Origin of the sequence: Streptomyces sp. x-80 (genome assembly GCF_046549095.1) — a bacterium.
GTDB lineage: Bacteria > Actinomycetota > Actinomycetes > Streptomycetales > Streptomycetaceae > Streptomyces > Streptomyces celluloflavus.
Window position 1 is genome coordinate 18,778 of the sequence record NZ_JAJPWM010000016.1, and the last position, 22,887, is coordinate 41,664.

Annotated in this window: 10 protein-coding genes; 7 read left to right on the top strand and 3 right to left on the bottom strand. The window is 71.0% G+C overall.

Translation table 11 applies throughout. The annotated features are described in order from the left end of the window. Window positions 1-1,414 precede the first annotated feature (1,414 nt). Entirely contained in the window at window positions 1,415-1,768 is a 354-nt protein-coding gene (gene trxA / locus ACLJWH_RS28420) for a thioredoxin (protein WP_240150608.1), read from the top strand. 78 nt (window positions 1,769-1,846) lie between these two features. Next, window positions 1,847-2,731: a class I SAM-dependent methyltransferase gene (locus ACLJWH_RS28425; RefSeq protein ID WP_411144628.1), complete on the top strand. Its 885-nt coding sequence runs from the start codon at window positions 1,847-1,849 to the stop codon at window positions 2,729-2,731. 1,367 nt (window positions 2,732-4,098) lie between these two features. Here the strand turns inward: ACLJWH_RS28425 and ACLJWH_RS28430 are convergent. After that, window positions 4,099-4,851, bottom strand: coding sequence for a thioesterase II family protein (locus tag ACLJWH_RS28430; RefSeq protein WP_411144629.1), 753 nt, complete (start codon window positions 4,849-4,851; stop codon window positions 4,099-4,101). A gap of 452 nt (window positions 4,852-5,303) precedes the next feature. Then, on the bottom strand, window positions 5,304-9,596 hold the full coding sequence (locus ACLJWH_RS28435; RefSeq protein ID WP_411144630.1) for an AMP-binding protein: 4,293 nt from the start codon (window positions 9,594-9,596) through the stop codon (window positions 5,304-5,306). Between the two features lie 839 nt (window positions 9,597-10,435). On the opposite strand from ACLJWH_RS28435, the gene ACLJWH_RS28440 reads away from it, so the two are divergent. Then, a complete protein-coding gene (locus tag ACLJWH_RS28440) occupies window positions 10,436-13,294 on the top strand; it encodes an AAA family ATPase (protein ID WP_411144631.1) in 2,859 nt (952 codons plus the stop codon). Window positions 13,295-14,434: 1,140 nt separating this feature from the next. Next, window positions 14,435-15,307, top strand: a complete 873-nt coding sequence (locus ACLJWH_RS28445) for a metallophosphoesterase family protein (protein WP_411144632.1) — start codon at window positions 14,435-14,437, stop codon at window positions 15,305-15,307. A 304-nt stretch (window positions 15,308-15,611) separates the two neighbouring features. Here ACLJWH_RS28445 and ACLJWH_RS28450 read toward each other — a convergent pair whose 3' ends face one another. Next, on the bottom strand, window positions 15,612-16,172 hold the full coding sequence (locus ACLJWH_RS28450) for a flavoprotein (protein ID WP_411144633.1): 561 nt from the start codon (window positions 16,170-16,172) through the stop codon (window positions 15,612-15,614). A 926-nt stretch (window positions 16,173-17,098) separates the two neighbouring features. Between ACLJWH_RS28450 and ACLJWH_RS28455 the strand changes: the two genes are divergently transcribed. From ACLJWH_RS28455 to ACLJWH_RS28465, 3 genes are read left to right on the top strand one after another with little or no spacing between them, the layout of a single operon-like run. Beyond that, window positions 17,099-20,488 (top strand): amino acid adenylation domain-containing protein, encoded by a 3,390-nt coding sequence (locus ACLJWH_RS28455; RefSeq protein ID WP_411144634.1) that lies wholly within the window; start codon window positions 17,099-17,101, stop codon window positions 20,486-20,488. Continuing rightward, complete coding sequence (locus ACLJWH_RS28460) at window positions 20,485-22,101, top strand: GMC family oxidoreductase (RefSeq protein ID WP_411144635.1); 1,617 nt, start codon at window positions 20,485-20,487, stop codon at window positions 22,099-22,101. The genes ACLJWH_RS28455 and ACLJWH_RS28460 overlap by 4 nt, the downstream gene beginning before the upstream one ends. Before the next feature lie 2 nt (window positions 22,102-22,103). After that, on the top strand, window positions 22,104-22,838 hold the full coding sequence (locus ACLJWH_RS28465; RefSeq protein ID WP_411144636.1) for a thioesterase II family protein: 735 nt from the start codon (window positions 22,104-22,106) through the stop codon (window positions 22,836-22,838). The last annotated feature ends 49 nt before the right edge of the window (window positions 22,839-22,887 follow it).

Here is a 22,887-nt window from a genome sequence, read left to right on the forward strand (position 1 = left end):
GCTGATTCTGGTGGGGCCGGTGTTGTTGTCGGTCGGCGTCTTGCTCCGGGGGTGCGCAGGGGTAGTCCGGTTTGTTGTGCGTGTGCCTTATATCGGGTCGGTTCGGCGGGTGGCGTCATGGTCGTCGTGAGGGGGTCTGTCTCCGGTGCCGGTGCCGGGGCTGGGGCCGGGGTTGGGGTTGTCTCCGGGTCTGGGGTCGTCTCCGGGGTTGGGTCTGGCTTTGTGCCGGGGGGCGTCTGCGGGGTGGGAGATGTCTTTGCGTCCGGGGTTTGTGGGGTTGGGGTTGTCTCCTCGCCTGGGGTTGGTTTCGGTGCCGGGGTTGTCTTTGCGTCCGGGGGTGGCTTGGTGGCTGGGGTTGGGGGTGTTGTGGTGGCTGGTGCGGTGGTGTTGTGGCGGCGGTGTGTTGTGGTGTGGCTGTCGGGGGTGTGTGGTTTTCGTTGTTGTGGGTGTGGTGTTTGCGGGGGTGGTGGGTGTGGTGGCTGTGCTGGTTTGTTGTGTGGTGCCTGGGGTGGTGCGGAGCGGTACTGGGTGGGGCTTTTCGTTTCTTGCTCTCTCGCCTCTCCGATTCCCGGTGGCCGGCTCGTCGGTCCTCCTGACTCCGGTGTCCGGCTCGTCGGTCCTTCAGGTTCCGGTGTTCGGCTAGCTGGCCTTCCGGGCTCTGGTGTGTTGCTTGTCGGTCCTTCAGGTTCCGGTGTTCGGCTAGCCGGTCCTCCGGGTTCCGGTGTTCGGCTCGTCGATACTCCGGGTTCCGGTGTTCGGCTTTCCGGTCTCCGGGGCTTTGGCGGTCGGCTTGCTGGTCCTTCAGGTTCTGGTGTTGGGTTCGTCGGCTCTGTGGGCTTGGGCAGTGGGCTTGTCGGTTCCCGGGGTCCTGGTGTCCGGTCCGTCGGCTTTCCCGGTTCCGGTGTCCGGCTCTCAGGTCTGCGAGGTCCCGGCGTCCGGTTTATCGGCTCTCCGTGCCCTGGTAGCCGGCTTGTTGATCCTCCCGGTTCCGGTGTTCACCCCTTCGGTCTGCGAAGTCCCGGTCTGCGAGGTGCGGGTCCTCGAAGTGCCAGTCTTCGAGGTGCGGGTCTGCGGAGTGCCGGCCCTCGAGGTGTGGGTCTTCGAGGTGCTGGTCTGCGGAGTGCTGGTTTTCGGAGTGTTGGTCTGCGGTTTTTGGGTCGTCGGCGTTTGGGTGGCTGGTTTTTGGGTGTCCGGTTGTTGGGTGTTTGGTGTTGTGTTTCTTGTTTTTCCTGGCGGTTGTGGTTGTTGCGGCGGGTGTGGTTTTGGCTGTTGTGGTGTGTTGGTGGGGAGGTGGCGTGTTTGTTGTCGGGGAGTGGGCCGGTGTGGGTTCGTGGTCCTTGACCGGTGGGTGTGGACGCCGTTGCCGCTTGCCGGGCTGTGTGCCTGGTCCGTTGCGAACTCATTCTGGACTGTCATGAACAAGGAGATACCCGTCATGCCCGCAGCTCCCGTTGACAGCATCACCGAGCAGACGTTTCCTGCCCGGGTGCTGGAGTCGAAGATTCCTGTCCTGATCCAGTTCTGGGCCCCGTGGTGTGCGCCGTGCCGCATGGTCACGCCGATCGTTGAACAGATTGCCGCTGAGCACGCTGATGTGCTGGATGTGGTCAAGGTCAACGTGGACGAGGAGCCTGCCCTGGCTATTCAGCACGGGGTGTCTTCGATCCCCGCTTTCGTTGTCATCGCCGACGGTCTTCAGAAGAAGTCGTGGGTGGGTGCCGCTCCCAAGCCTGTCCTGGAGCGCACTCTCGCGCCCTACCTTCGCTGACCGCTCTTGAGGGCCCGTAACACCTGCACCATCTGTTTGGCCCGCCCGCCCCCTCTCCTGCCCGGAACAGGAAAAGCCATGAACGTACACCACACCGAGGACATCGACTGGGATGCCCTGGGTGCCCAACTGGAACGTGAAGCCGAACTGCACACGCCCTTCTTGGAGAAGGCGGCGGGCTGGCTGCGGGATCTGCTGGGCGCCGGTGACGGCGCCCACACCCGTATCCACCGTGTCCTGGATGTAGGCAGCGGGCCGGGGGTGGCCACCTGTCTGCTCGCTCGTTTCTTCCCGCATGCCGAGACCGTCGCCGTCGACCAGACTGCCGGGTTGCTGGAGCGGGCGCGGATGCGTGCGGCCAGGCAGCATCTGAGCGGCCGGGTGATCACCCAACGGGCGGATCTGCCTGAGGAGTTCGGCACGCTCAGTCCGGCGGACCTGATCTGGACCAGCCATGTCGTCCATCACCTCGGTGACCAGCAGGCGGCGCTGGACGCGCTGGCCGCGTCGTTGCGGAGCGGTGGCATGCTCGCTGTCGTCGAACGCGGGCTGGCGCCCCGCTTCCTGCCACGTGATATCGGGATGGGCCGTCCTGGCCTCCAGGCCCGTCTGGATGCCGCGATGGAGGATCGCTTCACCGCCATAAGGGATCAGCTGCCCGGTTCGGAACCGACGGTTGAGGACTGGCCCGCGATGCTCGCGCGGGCCGGGCTCATCCCCACCGGGACGCGGACTTTCCTCACCGACCTGCCCGCCCCGCTGGGGCTGCCGGCCCGTGAGCACCTGCACGCCCATCTGACCCGGCTGCACACCCTGATCGGTGACCGTCTCGACGACGAGGACCGCACCACGCTGGAGCGTCTGGTGGACGGGGATGCCTGTACGGGAATCCTCTGGCGTCCCGACGCTTTCTATCTGGCCGCCACCACCGTTCACACCGCCCGCGCCTGCCCCGCGGCCTGACCGCATCACCTCGTAGCCCGCACTGCCCGCCCCTGACACCGAACCCGGCCCCGGCCCGGTGCCGCCGCTCGCGCGCCGGCCAAGGGGCGGCCGCCCGTCATCTCGCCCCGCCCCGCCCCGTCTCGTCTCGTCTCGTCTCGCGTCCACTGGTGTTGTCTTGTGGCATCTCTGAGGTGTGATGTGGCCGGGGAGGGGTGTGGTGGGGGAGGGCGGGGAGGGGGGTGGCGGGTCGGGGGCCGGCCGCCCGTTCTGCCTGGCGTCGGGCGGCTTCCGCTTCGTTGTCCAGCATCCCTGGGGTGGGCGGGAGTTACGGCGCTCCACGGCTGCCGCGGACGTCATAGCCGCTGTGGCCCCGTCGGCCACGTCGGCTGCTGTGACGGTGACGGTTGTGGCCGTCCCGTTCGTACCACGTACCGGTGGCGGCCGTTCGGTCCGTATCGCGTACCGGTTGTGGCTGTTCCGCCCGTACCGCGTACTGGCTGTGGCTGTGGCTGTTCCGTTCGTACGCGTTTCGGCTGCGGCTATCTCGTCCTTTCGCAGCCGGTGTCCGGCACACCTGCCGGCGTCCGTGTCGGGCGCTGGCTGCGTACTGCATTCCGGGCTTCGGTGCCGGGTGCTGGCTTGTGTGCCGGTTGGCTCGGTTCGCGTCGTAGAGCAGCGTTTCGACAGCAGTTCGGGGGCAGTGCCCGCGCCGGATGTACACGGCTTCGTCGGGCAGCAACTCGGTGGTGACTGGTGGGACGCCGTCTACCGCTCGTTCGGGGTCTGGGGTAAAAGCGCTGGCTATGGGCGGAGGTGGCCGCCGCCGCGCCGTTGCCGGGCGCCGGCGGGTGCCTCCCGTTCTCGTGGACATCGAGTCTTCCGGTCGGCGGGCGCCTCCCGGAGGTCTGAGCATCTTCTGCTGCCGCTCGTGAACAAAGTCAGCTGGTCGTAGGGAAGACGGTCTCTGTGCCGGCCGCTGGTCATTTTGCCGGTGCCGGTCTCTGTGCTGGTCGCCGGTGGCCGGTGGTCGTCCTGGTTGCTGGTTGCTGGTTGCTGGTTGCTGGTTGCTGGTCGGGGTGCGGGTGCCTGGCGTGTGTGTGGTGGCCAGGTGTGTTCGTGGTGGCCACTGTGTGGGCTGGTGCGCAGGTTTGGGGGGGGACGGTGTGGGTGGTTGGTGCGCAGGTTTTGTGCTGGGCGGGTGGGTGTGGCTGGTTCGTTGGTGGTTGTGTTCTGTTCGTTGTGGGCGGGTGGGGTGTGGGGCTGTGTGCTTGTTGTCGTATCCGTAGGCATTCGTTGTTGTGCTTGCTGGGTATCTGGTGTTGTGCTTGGTGTGGTGTTTGGTGTGGGGGTGTTTTCTTGTGGTGTGGAGGGTGGGGTTTGGGTGGTCAGAATGTTCTTTCGGATATGGGGTGGAAGCGGCGGTGTGAGGCGTACTGGCGGGTGAGGTCTTCGGTGAACGCGTCGAGCAGTTGTTTTTGTGCGGTGCGCAGGAAGAAGTGGTCGCCGGGGAACATCCGTACTTTGAAGAACCGGCGGGTGTACTCGCGCCAGCCGGCCAGTTCCGGGCCTTTCACGCCGGGGTCGTTCAGTCCTCCCATCGCGGTGATGGGGCAGTGCAGGACGTTGTCGAGGCCCTGTTCGTAGGTTTCGGCGAGGGTGAAGTCGGCGCGCATCATCGGCAGGAGCAGTTTGGTGAGGCGGGGGTCGGCGAAGGCTTCTTCGGGTGTGTTGTAGTGCTCGCGGATCCGGGCGAGGAACTCGTCGTCGGGCAGGTGGCTGACGGGTGTTTCGCGGCGCGGGTGGTGGGGTGCTCCGTGTCCGGACACGTAGAGCCGTTCGGCCACGAGGTCGTGGTCCCATTCCAGTCTGGCGGCGATTTCGAAGGCCAGTAGGGCGCCGAGGCTGTGGCCGAAGATCGCGAAGGGCCGGTCGCACATCCGTGCCACGGCGGGTACCAGGTCGTGCAGCAGCGGTTCGAGCCGGCTGTGGGGCCTTTCCCGTATGCGGCTGCCGCGGCCGGGCAGTTCGACGGGGGTCACGATGACCGACCGCCCCAGGTGGCGGCTCCAGGGGAGGTAGATGCTTGCCGAGGCGCCTGCGTAGGGCAGACAGAACAGTCGTACCGAGGTCTCGGTCATCAGCTGTTCACCTGCCCGCAGCCGCCCGCTGCTGAGCCGTGGCTGAGGTGTGTGGTGGTGTGCCTGTGCCAGAACATGCTGGTCGTCCCCTCGTCGGGTGGGTGGTCCTTGGTCCGCTGTGTCCGCTGTGGCCCGCGACGGGGTACTCCCGTACGGCTGGTGACGGCGTGCCCCCGCTGCGGCTGGTGGCGGCGTTCGGGGGAGAGGCCGCGGGGAGGCCGGGGTGGGGCCGTGGGTGGGGCCGTGGGTGGTGCCGTTGTTGGGTGAGCGGGGTGAACGGGGTTAGTTCTGTGGGGAGTTGTGGCGGTGGGGGGTGTGGGGGAGTTGTGGGTGGTGTTGTTCTGCTGGGGCTGGGGCTGGGGCTGGGGCTGGGGTGGTGGTGTGGTTGGTTTTCTGTGGGGTGAAGGGCTGGTGGTGGCGGGTGGGGTGTAGAGCGTGTGTGGGGGGTCATGTCAGGTGGTTTCGTGGGGTGTTGTGGCGGGGGTGAGCGCCGGGGTGGTGGGGGTGGGGTGCGGCTCTCGTGGGGTGGGGGTGGGGTCGAGGGGGTGTTCGGGCCAGATGATCAGGTGCGGGGTGTGCGGGGTGTGCGGGTCGGGGGCTGCCGGTTGGTGGGGGCCGATCTGCCTGGTTTCCAGGAGTTGTTCCAGGTAGGCGGTGATTTGTTGCTCGGTTGGTGTGCGCGGTGCTTTCCCGGGTGCTTCGTCGGGGGGTGTGGGCCGTCGGCCGGCTGGGGGGAGGCCGGGCGGTGTGGTGTGCTGCGGTGTGGTGCTGCGGGGTGGGGGTGGTGGGGGCACTGGGTTCGGGGTGGCCGGTGGTGTGTGTGCGGGAGGCCGGTTGGTGGTCCGGGGGTGGTGGGGGTCGGTGGGGGCTTCGCCGGCGCGGGACGTCGGATACGCGGCGGGCTGCGGGACGCTGCCGTCCTTGGTGCTGCCGTCGTTGCCCGTGTTGCCGCCTCTACGGCCGCGGTCGTCATCGCTGGCGTTGCCGCGTTTAGGGCCGCTGTCGTTGTCGGTGGCGTTGCTGTCCCCACGGACGGTGTCGGCGTTAGTGGCTTTGCTGCCTCCGCGGCCGTCTCCATGGCCACGGCCGCTGCCGCTGTGGTGACTGTTGTCGTTGCCCTTGCTGTTGTTACTGCTCCCGCTGCCACCGCTGTTGCTGTTGTTGTTGCTGTCGGTGCTGCCGCCGTTGCTGCTGCCGCCGCTGCTGCGGCTGGTGCCGTCGCTGTTGTTGTGGGTGGTGTCGTGGAGGGCGTCGTGGGTGGTGGTGTGGGTGGTGTGTTCGGTGGTGTTGGTGGGGGAGTGTTCGTGTGGGGTGCGGGGGTGGGGGATTGGGGTGTTGTCGGGGTCGGTGTGCGGGGTGTCGGGATGGGGGTGTGGGTCGAGGCGGCCGAGGAGCTCCAGTGCGCCGTCGTCGCGTAGGCGTACCAGGTCGCCTGTGCGGCATATCGGCAGGTCCGGGGGGAAGGCGGGGGTCGGGGAGCAGCCGGTGGCCGGTTGTGGGTGTCTTGGGTGGTGGCCGGCGGCGATTGCTGGGCCGGCGAGGTGTAACTCGCCGGCGACGCCGGCCGGTACGGGCCGTTGCCTGCGGTCCAGGACGCGGACGGTCTGGTTCGCCAGTGGTTTTCCGATGGGCAGGGGGCCGGTGCGGGGGGTGTTTGCTGCGGTGATGCGGTGGTGGGTGGAGACGGCTGTGGCTTCGGCCAGCCCGTACAGGTGGTGCAGGGCGGGCCGGGCGTCGCCGTGGTGCTCGATCCAGTGGTGTACGGCTGCCGGGTCGAGGCGGCCGCCGCCGAGGAAGATGTGCCTGAGGTCGGGCAGGGGGGCCGTCCTGTCCTGGGGGAGGTCTTGCGCCAGTTGGGCGAAGGCCGCCGGGGTCAGGGACAGTACGGTGACGTGCCTGGCGGCGGTGAAGCGGCGCAGGGTGTGCGCGGTGCGTGCCGCCTGGGGCGGTACGACGGTCAGTGAGGCGCCGTTGGTCAGGGCGTTCCAGATTTCCCACACGCCGGCCCCGAATGCGGGGGAGGGGGTGAGGGCCCAGGTCTCCTGCGGGCCGAAGCCGAACTCGCGGCGGGCCGCGGCGACCATGCTCTGCACGTTGGCATGGGTGAGGACCACGGCCTTGGCGGGGCCGGTGGAGCCCGACGTGTACAGGACGCAGGCCGCATCCGCCGCATCCGCCGCATCCGCTGTAACCGTGGTGTCCGCTGCATCCGCTGTACGCGTGGTGTCCGTCGTGCCCCCGGCGCCTGCCGTACCCGCAGTGCCCGCCGAACCCTCCGTACCTGTGGTGCCCGTCGTAGCTGCCGAACTTGCTGTACCTGTGGCGTCCGCTGTACCCGCCGTATCCGCCGTTCCCGTGGAGCTTTCCGTCCCCGCGGTGCCTGCCGAACCCCCCACACCTGCTGCACCTGCGTCGCCTGCCGTATCGGCGGTCCCCGCGATGCCTGCGGCGTCCTCGGTATCCGCAGTGCCCTGGGTATCCGCCGTCCCCATGACGCCCGCGGCACCCTCCGGACCCGCAGTACTCCCTGCGCCCGCCGGACCCTTCCCACCCGGCGTACCCCTGGTGCCTGCTGTGCCCTCCTCCGTACCCGCGGCGTCTGTTGCACCGTCCGTATCCCCGGCGCCTGCCGCGTTTTCCGTACCCGCAGCGTCTGCCGCGCCCTGCGTATCCTGCGTACCTCCGGCACCCGTGGCGCCTTCCACACCCGCGGCACCCGCCGTCCTCATGGCCGTGGCCCTCTTTGCCCCCACCGGCACAGGCGCCACCGACCCCACCGCAATCCCCGGCGGGGCCGCCGCCACCGTCGCGGCCCCCGCCACCGGCTCCGCCCCCACCGTCGGCAGATCCCCTGGCCCCGCCCCCGGCAGCTCCCCCGCCCCCGGCAGGCCCTCCGCCCCCGGCAGGTCCCCTGGCCTCGGCAGGTCCTTCGCCTTCGGCAGGTCCTCCGCCCCCGGTGGGGATGCGGAAGGCGGTGTGTCAGGCGATGTCCATGGGTGTGGCAGGGGGGTGCCGGTCTCGTCGAGGAGGAGAGTGAGCGGGGTCCAGGCGGCGGGCAGGTGGGGGCGGGTTTGGGGTGTGGTCACCAGGGCGGTGGTCCGGGCGGTGGTCAGGAGGGTGGTGAGGTGGGCCGGGGGGTGGCCGGGGTCCAGGGGGACGTAGGCCGCGCCGGTTTTGAGGATGCCGATCAGCGCGGCGATCCGGTGGGCCGAGGGTTCCAGCAGGAGGGCGACGCGGCTGCCCGGTCCCACGCCCCGGGCGCGCAGTGCGGCCGCGGTGCGCATGGCCAGTTCGTCGAGGCGGGCGTAGGTCAGGCGGGTGTGCTCGTCGGTGACCGCGGTCGCCTGGGGGGTGCGGGCCACCCAGCGCGCGAAGCCGGCGGTGAGGGTCTGCGCCGCGCCGCGGACCACGGGGGGCGGCGCGGACACAGGAGGCGCGCTCAATGTCAGGTGGTCCAGGGGGAGTTCGGGGTGGCTGGTGAGGTGTGACCACACGTCGCGCAGCTGGCGGGCGATGCGGGTGGCCGCGGCGGGGGAGATTCTCGTGCGGTCGTGGACGATCCGTACCACCGGGGCCTCGCCGGGCATGATCAGCACGGTCAGGGGGTGGCGGGGGTGGGTGTCGCAGGCCGCCGCGGTCTGCGTCAGCCCGGCCTCCGCCAGGTCGGTCTGCGGCAGGTGGGCGCCGGGGAAGCAGACGCCGCTCTCCAGCAGCGGCCCGGTGCCCGCCGCCCGGTGCACCTGCGCCCACGGCACGCCGGGGTGTTCGGCGGCGGCCGCCACCCGGGCCTGGACCTCGCACAGCCAGGACACCGCCGTGCGCGCCCCCTCCACCCGCTCGCGTACCGGCAGGGTGAGGGTCATCGGCCCCAGGACCGCCCGCGCACCGGGCAGCTGCGCGGGGCGGTGCGCGAGCGTGGCGCCGCACAGGACATCCGCCCGCCCGTGGTAGCGGCTCAGCAGCACCAGCCAGGCACCCAGGACGAGCGTCTCGCGGGTGAGGCGGTGGGCGCGCAGCACCTGCGCCGCGCCGCGGCCGGGCCCCTCCAGCGGGCAGGTCACCACCTCGTGGGTGGCGCCGTGAGCGGGCAGCGCCGGGGCGCCGCCCCACAACAGCGGCGCGGGCGCGGTGAAACCGCCGAGCTCACCGGCCCAGAAGGCGGCGTCCTTGCGCGGGCAGTGCGCCGCCCACCAGGTGAGGTAGTCGCGGTAGGGGGGCGCCGGCGCCAGGCGCGGCGTGCGGCCCTGGAGCAGCGCCCGGTAGGACTCGGCGAACTCCCCCAGCGCCACCGCACACGACCGGCCGTCCGCGACCAGGTGCGAGAGCCGCCAGGCGAACGTCCACTGCCGCGCACCGCGCCGGATGAGCGTGGCACGCATCAACGGCGCCCGGCCCAGCGCAAATCCCTGTGGCCGCTCCCGGTCCAGCCGCTCTTGCAGCCGCGCGTCCTGCACCTTCTCACCGGTCGCCCGCCAGTCCAGGACCTCCAGCGGAAACCGGGCACCGCGGTGGACCACCTGACGCGCCCGGCCGTCCGCACCCCGGCCAAAGGCGGTGCGCAGCGCCGGATGCCGGTCGGCGACGTACTGCCACGCCTGCGCGAACACATGCGGGTTGAGGGCGCCGGTGAAGGAGACCAGCACCTGCTCGGCCCCCACACCGGCCCGCGGCCGCTGCCCGTGCGCCGCCAGCAGCGCCTGCTGGACGGGCGTGAGCGGATAAACGTCCTCGATGATCTCGGCCACGCGTGCTGCCGCCCCTTCCTGGCCGTTCCTGCCCTGGAGCGCCGACGACGCCCGCCGCACACGCCGACGACACCCTGCCGCCGGGGCCGCCCCTTCGCCCGGCGCCGTCCCCGTGCCGTGCCCGTGCCGTCCCCGTGCTGTGCCCGTGCCGTCCCCGTGCTGTGCCCGTGCCAACGGCGGGCCGCCCGGCACGGGCACAGCACGGCTGCCGTCTGCCGGCTGCCGCTGTGCGGCCGGGCGGCCGGTGAGCCCCGGCCGCCCGGCCGGCCCTCTCCCGGTCCGCGCATTCGTGACGGTGCTGCCCGCGTCATCCCGGCCCTTTGGCCGACGTTCGATCAGGCAACCACCGCAAGGTGCCGCCGACCGTACCTATGCGGGATTAGGAGGACTCAATACGGTGCCCCCGAAGAATCGACCGAAGCAACACTTCGGGCCCTGCGCCGAGCAGCGGATGCGGCGTGTTTCCGCCCGGCCGCTTGTCTATGTGAAGCCTTCAGCTGCGCAGGTTAGGCGTGCTAGCGTCTGCGCGGTACGTGTACACCGTTCACCCATGCCTAGGGGTCGAATTGGATCTCAAGCACGTGACTCTCGCGCAGGAGCCGTCCGACCCCCTAGTCGCGCACGGCACGCCGCCCGGCGCCGCACCGCTCGAAATGACCGAGGCCCCGCAGAAGTCCGGCGGCCGCGAAATCACCCGCCGGGTACCGCAGCAGCGCACGCCGCCGGTGGCGTGCCCCGCCGCGACGGCACCCATCCTGCACGCAGGCGCGCCCGGCCAGGGGCGCGGACCGGTGACAACGCCTTGTCACCCAGTATCGGAACAGGGGGATACGAGAACGGTGCCCAAGGAACTGTACGGCCGCAGCGAAGAATCGCGCATCATTACCGAATTACTCGACTCCGCAACAGCCGGAGCAGGCGCCCCGGCGCTGGTGGAAGGCATTATCGGAACAGGCAAAACCTCCCTTCTGCGCTGGGCGGAAGAAGCCGCCAGACAACGGGGAATGCAGGTCCTGACCGCCACCGCGACCTCCACCGAACAGCACTTCCCGATGGGCGTCGTCCACCAGCTCCTCGACTGCCTCGACACAGCCGGACACCATCCCGATTCAGCCTTCAGAGAATTACCCGGGCAGGCTGGCCGGGAACACCCCGACTACCTGCAACTCACCGAATTGTTCAAGACCCTGAGCCGGGCAGCACAAAAGACCCCGCTCCTGCTGACGGTCGACTGCATTCAATGCGCGGACCCGCAGTCCCTGCTGTGGCTGGGATTCCTCAGCCGGCGCCTGGACAGCCTCCCCGTGGTCCTGCTCGCCAGCAAACGCTGCGGCGAGATGGCCAGCGACCAGCACCTGCTGGTGGAGTTCATGGAAGGCATACGCCCCGACCGCCACCTGCGCATCGACGACCTGTGCCCGAGCGCGGCCCTGGACCTGGCCGCCGCACTCGCCAGCCAGGACCCCGGCGCCCTGGACCTCCTCATCGCCGGCAGCGGCGGCAACCCCTACCTGCTGACCGAACAGATCCGCACCGTCCCCGCACCGCACACCTCGGCAGCCGGCCCCACCGACCAGGCCGAGCACCCCCCGGCCGAACTCCCCATCCGGCTGCGCGCCGTCAAGGACCGCGTCCTGTGCTTCCTGGGCCGCCTGGACGGCCACGGCCCGCGCGCCGCCCGCGTCGCCCGCGCCGCCAGCGTCGTGGGCAGCGCCGTCAGCGCCGAACTCATCGCCGAACTCTGCTCCCTGCCCGCCGAGGAAGCCTCCGAATCCCTCGACCGGCTCAGCGAATCCGGCATCCTGCGCGGCACCGACCTCACCTTCCGCCACCCCGTCCTGGCCCGCCTGCTCTACCTGGACATCCCCCACGCCCAGCGCGCCGAACTGCACCGCCTGACCGCCCGCGCCCTCCACCACCGCGGCAGCTCCCCCCAGGACATCACCCCCCACCTCCTGCACGCCGCACAACTGGACGAACCCTGGATGCCGCGCCTCCTCCTGGACGCCGCCGACGCCCTCGTCCCCCACCAGGCACCCGCGGCCATGGAACTGCTCGACAAAGCCGCCACACACGGCGTCCCCGCCCACCTGGCCCCCCGCGCGGACAAACTCCGCGTCCAGGCCCTCATGGGCCTGGACCTGCCCGCCGCCGTACCCGCCCAGTCCGCACGCGTCGACCACGCCGCGCACCCCAGCGAACGCGCCACGGAATCCCTGCGCCTGGCCGACCTCCTCCTGCGCCTGGACGAACCCCGCCAGGCACGCCAAGTCCTCGAACACGCCTACGACCAGATCCGATGTAGCGATGCGGCCACCGCCGCACGGCTGCGCCGCCAGCTCACCCACGTCCGCCTGCACGAGGGCACCTGCACCCTCTCCACGCCCCGGCCCGACGACCCGGCCCCGGCCGGCTGCCCCGCACCCACCGGCGAGGAACGCCTCGAAACCGCCCTGCTGCTGCGCACCGCCCAAGGCGACTGCGCCACCGCGGTCACCCGCATCGCCCACACCCTCCTGGCCACCCCCCGCGCCCCCTACGGCTCGCCCTCCTGGTACCACGCCCTCCTCGGGCTGCTGTGGTCCGGCGGCTTCGACGACGCGCACCGGCACATCGACGCAGAGGTCCAGATCGCCCGCGCCCACGCGGTACCCACCCGCCTCGCGGACGCCCTGGCCACCCGCAGCCTGATCCAGCTCCACCGCGGCCTGCTCGACGACGCCCGCGACGACGCCCGCCAGGCCCTGGCCCTCCTCCAGCGCATCCACGCCGACCGGCACCACACCGGCGCCCTCGCCCGCAGCGTCCTGATCGAAGTGGCCCTGGAGAAAAACCAGATCGCCGGCCTCGCCGACCTCCTCGCCACCGCCCTGCCCTTCCCCGCCACCGCACCGACCTGGTGGCAGCTGCACCTCATGCACAGCGCGGCACGCGCCCTGGGACGCCTCGGCGAAACCCAGCGGGCCCTCGGCCTGATGGCCCACTGCGAGAAGGAACTGCGCCGCCGCAAGGTGACCAACCCGGCGATCCTCCCCTGGCGTTCGACCACCGCCATGCTGCACGCCGGCGTCGGCAACCTCCCCGACGCCCGCCGCCTCGCCCGCGAGGAAGCCGAACTCGCCCAGCGCTGGGCCGCCCCCTTCGCCCGGGGCCGCGCCCTGCTGGCACTGGCCTCGGTCACCTCCCACAGCGACGCCCTGCGACTCTCCACCAAAGCCGCCGAACTCCTCGACGCCCACCAAGAACCCCTGCTCTACGCCCACTGCCTGCACGTCGCCGGCCAGGCCCACCAGCAGGGCGGCAACACGATCCGCGCCCGCGAACTGCTGCACCGCGCCACCGAAGTGGGCGTCTCCCTGGGAGCCGACGGACTCGTCGAAGTCGTCCAGCGCGCACTGCGCAGCGCCGGCGGCCGCCCCGACCCCCGCAAGGACTCCACCGAAGCACTGCTGACCCCCACCGAGCGCCAGGTCGCCGAACTCGCCTCCCGCGGCATGAGCAACCGCAGCATCGCCCGCCTGCTCCAAGTCAGCCTGCGCAACGTCGAATCACACCTGACCCACTCCTACCGCAAACTGCGGATCAGCGGCCGCCACGGACTCACCAAATACTTCCCGGCCCAGGACAGCACCCCCGCCCCCGTCATCCTGCACGGACGCCAGGCCGTCTCCTACCTGCGCCAGCCCCAGAGCGCCTGACCACCCGCACACCCCGCACACCCGCACACCCCGCGGCCCGTACGCCCACACAACCCCCGTACGCCCGCGCGCCCGCACGAGAAGGAGCACCGTGCACCTACCGGAAAGGAGACACCCGCCACCCGCACCACCCGGCCGTCAAAAACACCGGCCGTCAATACCGCAGGCCGTCAATACCCACCGGCCGTCAATTCACCGCACCTCGAAGGAAATTACGCCGGTGACGAGAACTGCTGCCACCGCCCGCCACCACGCCGCACCTCGCGCGTCACGGCAGCCGAATACCGCGACGGCGACCAAGCCCGCCACCGGCAGAACCGAAGGAAACAGGCAGAAGGGGGAAGGTACGAAGGAGGAAGGTGCGAAGGAGACGGGCGCTAAGGAGAGCCGCGAAAGCGTAGGAGTCGCCGGCCGCACTACGCAGGCCGGCGCATCACCGAAGGCCGAAGGCGGGTAACCACCCCGGATTTCCGCACCGGGGAGTACGCACCACCGCCGGGCTGTCCGGCCCGGAATACGCCCTCCGCCACCGGCGCGCCGCGCCGCCCGCCGGAAGGAAGCGCGCTCCGTACGCGCAGCCCAGAGAGAGCGGCTCCACCGACGCGTCCCCGTAAAGGCGCGCGATGTTCCCTCCCGCGGGATGCGGAGCCGGCGTCCGCGACATCACGAAAAGACGCGAACACGGCAATAGCGATACGGGGTCACAGTAATACGGGAAAACAGCAATACGGGAACGCGGGAACGTAGGAACGCGGGGACGCGGGAATGAGGGGACGCAGGGACGCGGGAAAGCGGTGACACGGCGGCACAGGTAGACGGCAACACGGGGGAAGGGCGGCGGCTTTGCCGCCCTCCGCAGAAGCCCGTTCGCGCCGCCCGCCGGACACCGCCCGGACCCGGACCCGGACCCGGACCCGGACCCAGACCCGGACCAAGAGCCAGACCCGGGCGAAGACCCGGACCAGGACCTGGATCCTGCCCAGCCCCAGCCCAGCACAGAAACCCAGCACAGAGCCCGGGACAGAGCCCGGGGCCGGGAAGAGACCGGAACCGGAATCAGGACCGGAATCAGGACCGGAATCAGGACCGGCGACCGGTGCGTTGTGCGCCGGCCGCCCTCGTCATGCCGTGGAGGTACGCGTGTCGTTGCTCGCCATCAGCGATCTGCATGTCCGGCACAGTGAGAACCGTGAGGTCGTCGAGGGGCTGCGGCCCGTTTCCGACGACGACTGGCTGCTGATCGCCGGAGATGTCGGTGAACTGTCGTCCGACATCGAATGGGCGCTGAGGGTGCTGCGCGACCGGTTCGCCACCGTCGTGTGGACCCCCGGCAACCACGATCTGTGGACGCTGCCCGAGGACCCCGTCCAAGACCGCGGAGCGCTGCGCTACGCCTATCTGGTCAGCCTCTGCCGGAAGCTGGGCGTGATCACGCCCGAGGACCCGTACCCGATCTGGCACGGCCCCGACGGGCCGGTCGCCGTCGCGCCGCTGTTCGTGCTCTACGACTACACCTTCCGCCCGGAGGGGACCTTCACCGAGGAAGGGGCCCTGGCCGCGGCCCGCCGCGAAGGGGTGGTGTGCACCGACGAGTTCCTGCTGCACCCCGACCCCTACGCCAGCCGCGCCGACTGGTGCCGGGCGCGCCTGAAGTGCACCGAAGCACGGCTGGACGCTCTCCCCGCCGACCTGCCCACCGTCCTGGTCAGCCACTATCCCCTGGTGCGCGAACCCACCAGGGTCCTGCGCCATCCCGAGTTCGCCCTGTGGTGCGGCACCGACGCCACCGCCGACTGGCACCGCCGCTTCCGGGCACAGGCCGTGGTCTACGGGCATCTGCACATCCCCCGCGCCACCTGGCACGACGGGGTGCCGTTTCGGGAGGTGTCCCTGGGCTACCCCCGGGAATGGCGCCCCCGGCCGGGACAGCCAGGCGCCCTGACCGTGGTCTGGCCGGACGACCGCGGCCCGGCGGCGCACACGCCCCGCCCCGTCTCCTCCCGCACCGCATAGGCGCACCGGGCCACCCGCCACGACGCCGCCCACCCCCGCGGCACACCAGCCGCCCACCCCCGCGGCACACCAGCCGCCCACCCCCGCGGCACACCAGCCGCCCACCCCCGCGGCACACCAGCCGCCCGCGGCCACGGCGCGCGGCCGCCGGCCGCCGGCGGCCGGTGTGGCCGCGGCGGGCCATCGCCCGCGTCGCCCGCGGTGCCCGCGTCGCCCGCGGTGCCCACGGTGCCCACGGTGCCCACGGTGCCCACGGCGCCCGGGGGCAGGGCCGTGGGCGCCGCGGACCGGCCGGTCAGCCCGGTCAGGTGCGCTGCGCGGAGAGCAGTTCCCCCACCGTCTGGGCGACCTGCTGCGGGGAGGGCAGCGCCGGGTGGTTGTTGTAGGTGCGCGAGAGAATGTCGTAACTGTCGTGCCAGACGGGTTCGGCGACATGCTGCCCGTCCGCACGGATCTGGGCGATATTCCGCTGGACCGCGGGCTTGTTCCACATGTGAGCGCCCATGACCGGGAAGTAAACGACCGGGAAATCGGCGGAAAGTATCACCGTCGAAAGGCGGTTGGGTGCGGCGCCCGTAGCCGCGATGGCGAGCGTGTTCGCGGTGGCGGGCAGCACCACGAGAATGTCGTGATCCGCCGCAAGACGGGAAGGTTTGTCGGTCGCCCAGTCGGCCGGGGATTCTCCGCTCACCACGCGTTCGGCGGAAAGGCCCACGGTGTGCGGCGGAAGGAAGGTGGTCGCGGTGTGCGTCATTAACACCGTATACGTGCCGCCGAGTTGTTCACGCATCGCCGTGAGATACGAGGGAAGCGACGCCACGGCAACCGAACCGGTGGCACCGACAAGTATGCGCTTGTCGGACACGGGCGGGGGAGTCTTCTCTACCATAAGTCAATCATGCACACAGACTTCACCCGGTTCAATACCGGTAGCGTTCCCCCAGCCACGCACAACTGTTAGTACATCACCGGGAGTTCACGGTGTGTGCTGGTCATCGCCCTGATGGGGAAAATGCCGGGACGGCCGCCCCGCCCTCCTTTTTCTTCCCGGCATCCCAGCATGTGACGGGCCGTCAGCCACCCCGGGCTTGTTCTCCGGCCCGCTGTCCGCACGGCGTGGTGACACCGCCTGCCCGCACCGCGGGAATCCTTCGGTCAGCCCTACGGTGGCACCGTATTGAGGCGGTGGACATGCCCTCATATCTTCCCTTCGGAGGAAGCGAGGAAGCCGGCCCGCCGGCCGGGCCGCGGGCAGCCCGGGCCCCGCGTGAGCGGTGAACGCCGGCGGGGGAGCCGCGCGGTGGCGCCGGCGCCTGGTCCCCGTCTCCACGCGCCGAGCCCGCCGACCTACCAGGAAACGGAGTGGAGTGCTGTGGCGACAGCAGCCGAGCACCGCCCGCCCGCCGGGCGCGATCACCGACCCCGGGAAGGCCGCGCACCCGCCGCCCCCACGCCACCCACCCGCCGGGCGGCCGCCGCGGCCCCCGCCCTGTGGCCGGCCCACCACACCGGCACCCGCACCCGTACGGGCACCCGCAGGGGTGTCCGTACGGACCCTGCGCCGCACCCCTGATGCCCCGGGCCGCCGCCCGCCCGCGGCGCCCGGCACGGCGGGCGGGCGCCGCCTCGCGCGCCGGCCCCGCCGCGCCACCGCCCGCCCACCGGGCCACCGCCCGCCCACAGCGCTGCCCACAGCCCACCCTGCCGGGTGCGGCGTCCACGACGTCCGCGGCGATGACCGCAACGGCACGCCACGCCACGCCACGCACTGAAGAGAGGCACGGAAGCTTGATGGAAGATCTTCTTACCGAGTTGCGGAATCGTCGTGTCAATCTTCGTCTCGACGGGGAGCGCCTCGATGTCCAGGCGCCCGACGGCGCCCTCACACCGGAGCTGACCGCCGCCGTCACCGAGCATCACGATCAGCTGGTCGCTCTCCTCAAGGGCAGTCCGCACCCGCGCGGTCTGCCGCCGCTGACCCCGCAGCCCGAGCTGCGTCACGAGCCGTTCGCGCTCACCGATATCCAGCGCGCCTATCTGATCGGCCGTCACAAGGGCCTGGAACTGGGTGGCGTCTCCAGCCACTACTACCTGGAGTTCGACAGTCCGGACCTGGACATCGACCGGCTGACCGCAGCCCTCCAAAAGGTCGTCGACCGGCACGACATGCTCCGCGCGGTGATCGACTCCGACGGCAGCCAGCGCGTCCTTCAGGACGTCCCGCCCTGCCGCATCGCGACCACCAACCTGCGCGGCAAGAGCGCCGGCGAGCAGGCGGCGGCCCTGGAGGAGATCCGCGGGCACCTCGCCGACCAGGTGCTGGCGACCGACCGCTGGCCCCTGTTCGACATCCGCGCCACCTTGCTGGACGAGGACCGCGTCCGTCTGCACCTGAGCCTGGACCTGCTCTTCGTCGACGTCCCCAGCCTCTTCCTCCTGCTCCACCAGTGGCGCCGCCACTACGACGACCCCGCCTGGTCGCCCGCCCCCCTGGAGCTGTCCTTCCGCGACTACGTGCTGGCCGAGCAGGCGCTGGAGAGCGAGCCGGTGGCCACGAAGGCCGCCGACTACTGGCTCGCCCGTATCGAGGACCTCCCGCCCGCCCCCGACCTCCCGCTCGCCACCGCTCCCGAACGGCTGGGCCGCCCGGACTTCACCCGCCGTCGCAGGGTCCTTGCCCCCGCGCGCTGGGCCGCGCTGCGCGCCGCGGCGGGCCGGCGGGGCCTGCGGCCCTCGGCGCTGCTGCTCGCCGCCTACTGCGAGGTGCTGCGCACCTGGTCCAAGCGGCAGGACTTCACCGTGACGCTCACCCTCCTCAACCGGCTGCCGCTGCACGAGCAGACCGGCCAGATCATGGGCGACTTCCTCGCCCCCAGCCTCTTCGCGGCCACCGGCCGCGCTGACGAAACGTTCGCTCAGCGCGCCGCCGGCGTCCAGCACCAGCTCCTGAGCGACCTGGCCCACTCGGCGTTCAGCGGCATCCGCGTACTGCGCGAACTCACCCGCCGCCAGGGCGACGGCCGCGCGGTGGCGATGCCCGTGGTCTTCTCCAGCACCCTGGAAGCCGACGCCAAGGACGCCAACGGCGACGCCCTGGGCGCCTTCGGCGACCTGGTCCACAGCGCCAGCCAGACCCCCCAGGTGTGGCTGGAGAACCAGCTCTTCGAGGAAAACGGCAAGCTCATCGTCAACTGGAACGCGGTGGCGGGACTCTTCCCCGACGGCACCCTGGACGCGATGTTCGACGCCTACCAGGTGCTGCTGGACCAGCTGGCCGACGACGACACCGTCTGGGACCGCAGCCGCCAGATCGTGCCCCTGCCGGCCGGCCAGGCCCACGAACGCCGGCGCGCCAACGCCACAGCCACCGACCTCCCCCCGGCCCGGCTGCACGAACTCGTCGCCGCCTCCGCCGCCCGCCGGCCCGACGCGGTGGCCGTCATCGCCGACGGCACCGAGACCACCTACCGCCAGATCAGCGAGGAGGCCCACCGCCTGGCCCGCCGCCTGCGCGCGGCCTGCGGCGCCGAGCCCAACACCCTCATCGCGGTCTGCCTGCGGCCCGGCGCCGAACAGATCACCGCCCTGCTGAGCGTCCTGCACGCGGGCGCCGCCTACGTCTCCATCGACCCGGACCTGCCCGAAGCACGCCGCCACACCCTGCTGGAGCGCTGCCGGGCCCAGGCCGTGGTCACCGACCGGGAACTGCACGAAGCCCTCACCTGGCCCCCCGGCATCGCCGTCGTCACCGCCGAGCAGGACGCCACCCGCCGGTGCAGCCCCGACCCGCTGGAGAGCCGCCAGGACTACGACGACCTCGCCTACGTCATCTTCACCTCGGGCTCCACCGGCGAGCCCAAGGGCGTGATGATCTCCCACCGCAGCGCCGCCAACACCGTCCAGGACATCAACCGCCGCTTCGGCGTCGACGACAAGGACCGCGTACTGGCCCTGGCACCGGCCAACTTCGACCTGTCCGTCTACGACATCTTCGGCGTCCTGGGCGCCGGCGGCACCGTCGTGGTCCCCTCCGCCAAACAGTCCAACGACGTCGCCCACTGGAGCGACCTCGTCGACCGGCACCACATCACCATCTGGAACAGTGTCCCCGCACCCATGCGGATGTGGATCGAATCCCTCGACGAGACCACCTCCCCGCACCCCGCGGGCCCCCGCCTGGCACTGCTGAGCGGCGACTGGATCCCCACCGACCTGCCCGGCCAGATCCGCGCCCACTTCCCCGACATGAAGGTCACCAGCCTCGGCGGCGCCACCGAAGGCTCCATCTGGTCGGTGTGCTACCCCATCGACGACGTCCCCGAGCACTGGTCGAGCATCCCCTACGGCAAGGCCCTGGCCAACCAGACCCTCCACGTCTACAACTCCTGGCTGGAGCCGTGCCCCATCGGCGTCACCGGCGAAATCCACATCGGCGGCACCGGCGTCGCCCAGGGCTACTGGGGCGACGACACCCGCACCGCGGAACGCTTCATCACCCACCCCGACACCCACGAACGCCTCTACAAGACCGGCGACCTGGGACGCTACCTGCCCGGCGGCGACATCGAGATCCTGGGCCGCGAGGACTTCCAGGTCAAGATCAACGGCTACCGGGTCGAACTCGGCGAGATCGAGGCCGCCCTCATCCGCCAGCCCGGCATCCGCCAGGCCATGGTGACCGCACCCGTCCACCCCCGCACCGGCCAGCGCCAGCTCGCCGCCTACTGCGTCACCGACCAGCCCCCCACCCCCGCCACCGACCCCGCCGCCCTGCGCGAAGCCCTCACCGGCCTGCTCCCCAGCTACATGGTGCCCAGCCACTACGTCCCCCTGACGCAGCTGCCCCTGACACCCAACGGGAAGATCGACCACAAGGCCCTGCCCACCCCCTGGAACGACAGCGCCGAAACCGACCACCGCGTCGCGCCCCGCAACGACATCGAGGAGAAACTCCTCGCCCTGTGGTCCGAGCGCCTGGGCCACACCGACTTCGGCATCGAGGACGGCTTCTTCGACGTCGGCGGCGACTCCCTGCACGCCGTCGGCATCATCGGCCACCTGCGCACCGAATTCGGCATCAGCCCCGAAGCCGAACAAGAAGTCCTCGAAGGGCTCTTCACCAACGCGACCATCGCGACCTTCGCCGAGATCATCGAATCGATCAAGGAGGCGCAGGCATGAGCGGGACCGCCACCGTCTGGGACCACGTCGTCGTCGGAGCCGGATCCGCCGGATCCCTCACCGCCGCCCGCCTCGCCGCCACCGGAGCACACGTCCTGCTCCTGGAAGCCGGCAGCGACCAGCCCACCGAACCCGGCGCCAACCCGCTGCGCGACGCGAGCAAACTCATCCTCGAGGGCTACAACTGGGACTACCGCGCCAACCTGCGCACCAGCACCCGCCTGGCCGACCTCCTGCGCACCGGCGCCCCCGACCACAGCCCCGAAACCGAGGCCCGCCGCACCCGCGCCCTGTGGTCGCGCTTCCCCTACCAGCTCGGCAAGGTCGTCGGCGGCTCCTCCGCCGTCAACGGCGCCCTCGCCATGCGCGGCCTGCCCCGCGACTTCGACGCCTGGGTGGCACACGGCAACCCCGACTGGTCCTTCGAACAGGTCCTGCCCTTCTACAAGGCCATCGAGAACGACCCCGACTTCCCCGGCAGCCACCACGGCGACAGCGGCCCGCTGCCCATCCGCCGCCCCCTGCCCGAGCACCTGCACGAACTGGACGCCGCGTTCTGGGCCGAATGCACCCGCCTGGGCGTCGAAGACCTGCCCGACCTCAACAGCGGACAGGAAAACGGCGTCGGCACGGTCCCCTCCAACGCCGTCCACGGCGAACGCGTGGACGCCGCCACCGTCTACCTCACCGCCCCCCGCACCCTGCCCAACCTGGAGATCCGCACCCACACCCGCGTCACCCGCGTCCTGTTCGAAGGCCACCGCGCCGTCGGCGTCGAACTGCTCCACGACGGCCGCCCCACCACCGTCGCCGCCCGCAACGTCACCCTCAGCGCCGGCGCCATCGGCACCCCCGCCATCCTCCTGCGCTCCGGCATCGGCAGCGCCGCCCTGTCCACCACCTTGGGCATCACCCCCGTCGCCGACCTCCCCGGCGTCGGCGAAAACCTCGCCGACCACCCCTCCGTCGTCATCTGGTCCCAGCCCAAACCCGGCGTCTGCACACCCGGCCTGCCCTGGCGCCAGGTCGCCGCCCGCATGTCCAGCGGCTTCGACGACGACACCGACATCCAGATGGGCCTGCTCAACAACGTCGACAGCCAGACCATCCCCGGCTTCATCGACCGCCTGGGCTGGCCCATGGTCGTCGGCATCTCCGTCATGCTGCTGCGCCCCGCCTCCCACGGCCGCGTCTTCCTCGAAGACGCCGGCCCCCACAGCCGCCCCGTCATCGAACTCGGCCTCGGCACCGCCACCGACGACATCGAACGCCTCGCCCACGGCGTCCGCAAAGCATGGCGCGTCCTGCGCTCCGACGGCCTGGGAAGCCGCCTGGACCAGACCCAGTTCTGGACCGACGCCATGGTCGCCAACGACAAAATCCTGCGCAGCGGCGTCCGCAACATCATGAACCCCGGCTGGCACGCCGTCGGCTCCGCCCGCATGGGCCCGGCCACCGACCCCATGGCCGTCGTCGACCAGAACTGCCACGTCCACCACACCGAAAACCTCCGCGTCGTCGACGCCTCCGTCTTCCCCACCATCCCCAGCGCACCCACCAACCTGACCACCCTCATGCTGGCCGAACGCATCGCCAGCAGCACCAAGGAGTAACCGTGCCGACCACCCCCAGCCCGCCGGTACGGCTCTACTGCTTCCCCCACGCCGGCGCCACCTCCTCCGTCTACCGGCCCTGGAAAACCCTCGCCCCGCCCCACCTCCAGATCAAAGGCATCGACCCGCCCGGCCGCGGCACCCGCACCCGCGAACCCCACATCGCCGACTACCGCACCCTGGTGGACTCCCTCGCCGACCACCTGGCAGCCGACCTGCGCCAGGCCCGCAAGAACACCCCCCACCTGCGCTACGCCACCTTCGGCCACAGCTTCGGCGCCACCCTGAGCCTGGCCGTCGGCGCCACCTTGGCCCGCACCGCCCGGCAGGCCCCCGAACGCGCCATCCTCTCCGCGGCCCTGCCACCACCACTCCAGCCCCCCGATACCACCGCCGCCCTCACCGACGAGGAACTCCTCACCAAAATCGCCGCCGACGGCGGCACACCCCCCGAACTGCTCACCGACGGCGCCATGAGCCGCTACCTCGTCCGCCTCATGCGCGAGGACTACGCCGTGCGCCGCCAGTTCCCCCAGGACACCGCCCTGCACGCCGACTTCCCCCTCACCCTGATCGCCGCCCGCCAGGACGCCTACGTCGCACCCGACCAGATGTGGCAGTGGTCCCACCACAGCAGCGCCCCCAGCCGCCACGTCGAGATCCCGGGCGGACACTTCGCCGCACTCCAGGAACCCAAAGAGATCCTCACGATCGTGGGCGACGACCTGACCCGATGACCACCGCCCCGGCCGGCCGCACGGCGCCGGCCGGGGCTCTCGCAGGAAA

Excerpts from the sequence above, each read along its gene's own strand:
- trxA (WP_240150608.1), top strand. The coding sequence starts at position 1,415 with ATGAACAAGGAGATACCCGTCATGCCCGCAGCTCCCGTTGACAGCATC.
- ACLJWH_RS28425 (WP_411144628.1), top strand. The coding sequence starts at position 1,847 with ATGAACGTACACCACACCGAGGACATCGACTGGGATGCCCTGGGTGCC.
- ACLJWH_RS28460 (WP_411144635.1), top strand. The coding sequence starts at position 20,485 with ATGAGCGGGACCGCCACCGTCTGGGACCACGTCGTCGTCGGAGCCGGA.
- ACLJWH_RS28430 (WP_411144629.1), bottom strand. The coding sequence starts at position 4,851 with ATGACCGAGACCTCGGTACGACTGTTCTGTCTGCCCTACGCAGGCGCC.
- ACLJWH_RS28455 (WP_411144634.1), top strand. The coding sequence starts at position 17,099 with ATGGAAGATCTTCTTACCGAGTTGCGGAATCGTCGTGTCAATCTTCGT.